The following is a 4382-nucleotide window of genomic DNA, read 5'->3' on the forward strand; positions in this document are numbered from 1 at the left end:
GCCAGAGGGTTCCGCAACCCCACCAACTACCGCCTCAGAATGCTGCTGATCGGCGGAGGCCTACGCACCTAACCCACGCTCAAGTCCGAAGGGCCACCAATCGCCGACACAATCGCGCCGATGATCTGCGGCAACGCGGCAACGATCGTTGTAATGATTTGCGGCAACGCCCCAATTAACGCCGTCAGTAGCTGGATTCCTGCTTCGATGATTTGCGGGATTGCCGCGACGAGGAAGGTCACTATGCCGGTGATGATCTGCGGGAGGGCTTCGATAATGACGGGGATGGCTGCGATCAAACCTTCGGTAAGTCCGGTGATGAGCTGCAACGCCGCATCAAGAAGCAACGGGAGGTTATCGACCAGGCCCTGCACCAAAGCCATAAGCATCTCCACCGCCGCAGGAATCAACTCAGGTAGCGCTTCGCCGATACCAGAGACGAGGGTGGCGATGATCTGAATCGCCGCCTCCAACAGGGACGGTAGGGCTTCGATAATCGCCTCGACCAGCGCGATAATCAGCGTCACCGCCGTCTCAGCTACTTGTGGCAACACCTTGATAATCCCATCAAGGAGCGCGGTCAAAATGCTCATGCCGGTCTCAACCACCTGTGGGAGCTGTTCGGCGATAAATGCCAGTGCTTCTTTCAGGATTTGCCCGAAGGCCTCGATCAGGGCTGGCGCGCCACCGGTCTCGAAAGCGCTCGTGAGCTCATCGACCCAACCATTAACCATCGGCATAACCGTGCCAGCCAAAGCCGTGGTCAAACCTCCAGCAAGTAGGCCTTTAAGGTTATCGACCCCGTCTTTTAGCGTAGCTAGTTGGCCAGAGAAGGTTTTGGATTGGGCATCCATCGCCCCATAAAACCGGCCACCCTCACTTGTGGCACTAGCAAACGCATCCGCAACCATATCCGCACTGATCGCGCCCTTAGCCATTTCTTCTTTGAGCTCACCGATACTTTTACCGGTCTTACGGGAAATCTCCTCTAAAGGGTTGAACCCCGCGTTAATCATCTGGTTCAAATCCTGACCAGTCAACTTGCCAGTGGAGCTCATTTGAGCAAATGCCAACGTGAGGGATTCGAACTTTCCAGCATCCCCCTGGCTGATATCACCTAACTGTTTGAGGCGTACCTGGGATTCTTCAGCGCTCATGCCGAACCCCATCAACGTTTGGGTGGCCTTGGCTAGATCCTCCATCCCAAACGGAGTACGAGCCGCTTCCAACTTCAGATCATTGACTAGTTTTTGGGCTTTGGCTTGATCACCCAGCATCGTGGTAAACGAGGTGGTGTATTGCTCCATCCGGGCGTTATAGTCCAAACCATCCTTCATCGCTGAGCCGAAGCCTTTAGCGATACCCGCGATGGCGTGCCCGATAGCTTTCACCCCACCAACAACAGCTTCCGCTGCCAGGCTGGCTTTAAGCACGTCACCAAAAATGCGAGTCTTCGAACTGGTACCATCCATCTGCGAACCCAGCTCATCTACAGCATTTTCTAGGTGTCCAGTGTCCTTAGCTGCAGTTTTCGCATCATCACCCGCACCATCAGCCTCATCGGCAAACTTGGAAAGAGCAGAATTATTCTCTTTAAGCTCACCCTCAAGACCATTCAAAGTCGCCTGAGCGTTATTGAGCTGAATCTGCCAATTCTTCGTACGAGAATCATTTTCCCCAAAACTGGTAGCAGAGTTATCAAGAGCGCTCTTAAGGGTCTGAATCTTGGCTTTTTGCGCCTCAATCTCTTTGCCCAACACCTGGTTACGAGAAGTCAACGCTGAAGCAGACTTATCGTTCTTATCGAACTGAGAAGCCACCAACTTCATCTCAGATCCCAAAACCCGCATCTCACGATTAATATCCGTGATCGCGCGCTTAAACTCCCGCTCACCCTCAAGGCCAATCTTCAAACCAAAAGACGAATCAGCCATGGGAGGGATCCTTTCACAAATAATGTCAAATACACTTGACGTAAAGCGTCTTTAACATTAGGGTGGTTGGTGTTAGAGCAGATCAGGAGAATGTATGGAGCCCATCATGGAAGAGGTAACTACCAAACGACCAGCGTGGGGGTATATGCGCAAAACGAAGATCCCAGCGATCTTCCCGGCGGTGCCCGTAGGGGCGTTACTGGCGATTGGTGCCGCCGTGTTCCGGGTGGCGGCCAACCCGACTGGCCCGTACCGATGGGCGGCGGTGGCGATACTCGCAGCCTGTTTGGCCGGTCCTCTCATCGCCTTGGTGTGGATGCTAATCGTTGACCGCTCAAGTCTGCCGGGGGCGACCGCCCATCCAGAACAAGCCGTGGAGCACCACTGGCACTCGCTCGCAGCCACGAACACTTTCCTAATCACCATCGCAGCAGCAGGCATCGGCGCAGCAGTAACATCAGGTAACGTCTCATTCGTGTTGGCAGGAATTGTCGTGTTCGAATTCCTTGTCTACGGGATTTCCTATTTGTGGGCGAAACACAGGTAAGTCGTGAAAAACAATCTCGTCACGCTCCGCAAACAGGCTGGCTGGTCACAAGAAAAACTCGCCGAACTACTCGGAGTCAGCCGCCAAACCGTGATCTCCATCGAAAAAGGCCGCTTCGACCCCTCCCTGCCCTTAGCCTTTACTATCGCGAAAACCTTCAACTGCAAGATTGAAGACATTTTCACCCCAGACGACGCCTAGACCCCATCAGGTAGCACATCATCGATAAACCAGATGCGTTTCGGGTGGGCTCTGCCTGTTTCGATGCGCCAGCAGTCCACCAGATCTAATAGTTCACCGAATATGGTCAGGTCGATTTGCCTGCGGGTCAGTCCCAGGTGGGCGAGCCCGATATAGGTCAGGCGGGTAAAGATTGCCTCGTCACTATCTATTAGGTGTCCTTTTTCTTGGTTTGCTCTTTTGGGTCTGGGGTCTCGGTCATGATTGCTCGCCGGGTGCCGCGTTGGAGTGCCTGGGCGATAGCCTCTCGATAGTCAGCTAAATCTGCAGGCACGGTTAGTAACTCGACCGCTTCTTCGGTCAGTTCTGGGCGTTTATCGTCTGGATGGGTGAGGTTGTGTATTTGTACGGACTGGTTAGCGAGCAGGGCGATGAGCCAGATTACCTCACCGAGTGACTTATCCATATCTTCGCTAGTTTCCAGGGCTTGACCTAAATGTTCTAGCCCTCCGTAACGTTGAGCTATAAGGCGGGTCGCGCGGGTAGTGAGGACGAGTTCGTATTCTTGACCTGCGATAGTGATTGTCGCGCTTTTTAAAGAGGGGCTACCGGCCGGGCTGGTTTGGGTTTTCGCTGTCATGGCTTACCTGCTGTTCTAGTTGTTTGTCGGTTTGATGCTGGTTGTAGCGGCAGGCTCATACACCTGCCTGTACCAGCTGGAGATCGTCTCAGCTTTCACGCCGGTGGCTCCTTCGGTGACTTCGGCTTTCCATGGGTGCTTGCCGGTAGCGTCGGGTTTGTTACGGCGCAAAATCGTGCCCTCAATGCTCGGGGTGGAGAACGTGATCGAGTCGGCTTTGGTGGCCAGCGTTTCTGTTGGGAGGGCAAACTTGACCCGGTAGAGCCAAAAATACTGATACTTCCCCGTGGAGCGTGCTGCGCGGAAACCAATCGCCACCGGGCTGCCGCCGTCTTCTGAGGCGGAGATGAGGACGCCGTTCGCGTCCACGGTCGCCCCAGTGAGGGCTGCGGCTGCTTCACCACCCAGATCATCGATGCCGAGGGTGAGGGTTCCGGATTTGAATTCCTTGACGATCTCACTCGGCCCGTCATCGGCATACAGGATCGCTTCAGCAACCTCAACACTCAGTTCTGCGGAGATCGCTTTCGCGAGGGGTTTGGGTTTGGCGTAGGTCTCCTCACCCGTATCGGGGTTTTCGGTGATGGTGGCGTAGTAGAGCTTGTCCAAACCAATCGTGGCCATGAGTGTGTTCCTTTCTTATGGGTGAAACCCTGACCGGTAGGATCAGGAGCAAGTGGTTTTGTGTAGATACGAATGACGAGGATGTCCATGGCTAGCGATAACACGCCGACGATCGATCAGTTCCGGCCGGTTGTGTTACGGGTTCTCGCTGACGGCCAGGAACGGGCAGTGCGCGATGTGTGCGAACTGGTGGCCGCCCGCATGGAGCTGCCAGCAGATGTACGCGCGGAGAGGATCGCTTCCGGTCAGCACCGGTACGTCAACCGAATCAACTGGGCGTGTTCTGGACTTACCCAAGCTGGTCTGTTGGAGCGTCCGAAGCGCGGCCACTACCGCATTACAGACAACGGGCGCACCGTCGATGCGGTCAAGTCCCTTGTAGTGGTGTAACGGCGTTTTCCTCTCGTTTGGGGTTTTAGCTTGCTAGTGCGGGCGTGTCGGTATCGGTCATGGTCGT

The 4382-nt window shown here is 54.8% G+C and carries 5 protein-coding genes and 1 pseudogene; 3 read left to right on the top strand and 3 right to left on the bottom strand.

Translation table 11 applies throughout. The features are described 5' to 3' along the window. Positions 1–92: 92 nt before the first annotated feature. Positions 93–1934: pseudogene (locus BSZ39_RS12155) on the bottom strand (tape measure protein); the annotation flags it as partial. A gap of 106 nt (positions 1935–2040) precedes the next feature. On the opposite strand from BSZ39_RS12155, the gene BSZ39_RS12160 reads away from it, so the two are divergent. Together BSZ39_RS12160 and BSZ39_RS12165 are read left to right on the top strand one after the other, a co-directional pair. Then, positions 2041–2481 carry a hypothetical protein gene (locus BSZ39_RS12160; protein WP_245792517.1) on the top strand — a complete coding sequence of 147 codons (441 nt, stop codon included), beginning with the start codon at positions 2041–2043 and terminating at the stop codon, positions 2479–2481. Between the two features lie 3 nt (positions 2482–2484). Then, complete coding sequence (locus tag BSZ39_RS12165) at positions 2485–2682, top strand: helix-turn-helix transcriptional regulator (protein ID WP_004014542.1); 198 nt, start codon at positions 2485–2487, stop codon at positions 2680–2682. Between the two features lie 190 nt (positions 2683–2872). On the opposite strand, the gene BSZ39_RS12170 is transcribed toward BSZ39_RS12165, so the two are convergent. Together BSZ39_RS12170 and BSZ39_RS12175 are read right to left on the bottom strand one after the other, a co-directional pair. Then, on the bottom strand, positions 2873–3301 hold the full coding sequence (locus tag BSZ39_RS12170) for a polysaccharide deacetylase family protein (RefSeq protein WP_073717585.1): 429 nt from the start codon (positions 3299–3301) through the stop codon (positions 2873–2875). A 15-nt stretch (positions 3302–3316) separates the two neighbouring features. After that, complete coding sequence (locus tag BSZ39_RS12175) at positions 3317–3925, bottom strand: major tail protein (protein WP_073717586.1); 609 nt, start codon at positions 3923–3925, stop codon at positions 3317–3319. Between the two features lie 87 nt (positions 3926–4012). Between BSZ39_RS12175 and BSZ39_RS12180 the strand changes: the two genes are divergently transcribed. Beyond that, positions 4013–4315: a winged helix-turn-helix domain-containing protein gene (locus BSZ39_RS12180; RefSeq protein WP_083603342.1), complete on the top strand. Its 303-nt coding sequence runs from the start codon at positions 4013–4015 to the stop codon at positions 4313–4315. Positions 4316–4382: the final 67 nt, after the last annotated feature.

The sequence above is a fragment of the Bowdeniella nasicola genome (genome assembly GCF_001907295.1).
GTDB lineage: Bacteria > Actinomycetota > Actinomycetes > Actinomycetales > Actinomycetaceae > Bowdeniella > Bowdeniella nasicola.

Coding starts and splice junctions, on each gene's coding strand:
- BSZ39_RS12175 (WP_073717586.1), bottom strand. CDS start 3,925: ATGGCCACGATTGGTTTGGACAAGCTCTACTACGCCACCATCACCGAA.
- BSZ39_RS12170 (WP_073717585.1), bottom strand. CDS start 3,301: ATGACAGCGAAAACCCAAACCAGCCCGGCCGGTAGCCCCTCTTTAAAA.
- BSZ39_RS12180 (WP_083603342.1), top strand. CDS start 4,013: ATGGCTAGCGATAACACGCCGACGATCGATCAGTTCCGGCCGGTTGTG.
- BSZ39_RS12160 (WP_245792517.1), top strand. CDS start 2,041: ATGGAAGAGGTAACTACCAAACGACCAGCGTGGGGGTATATGCGCAAA.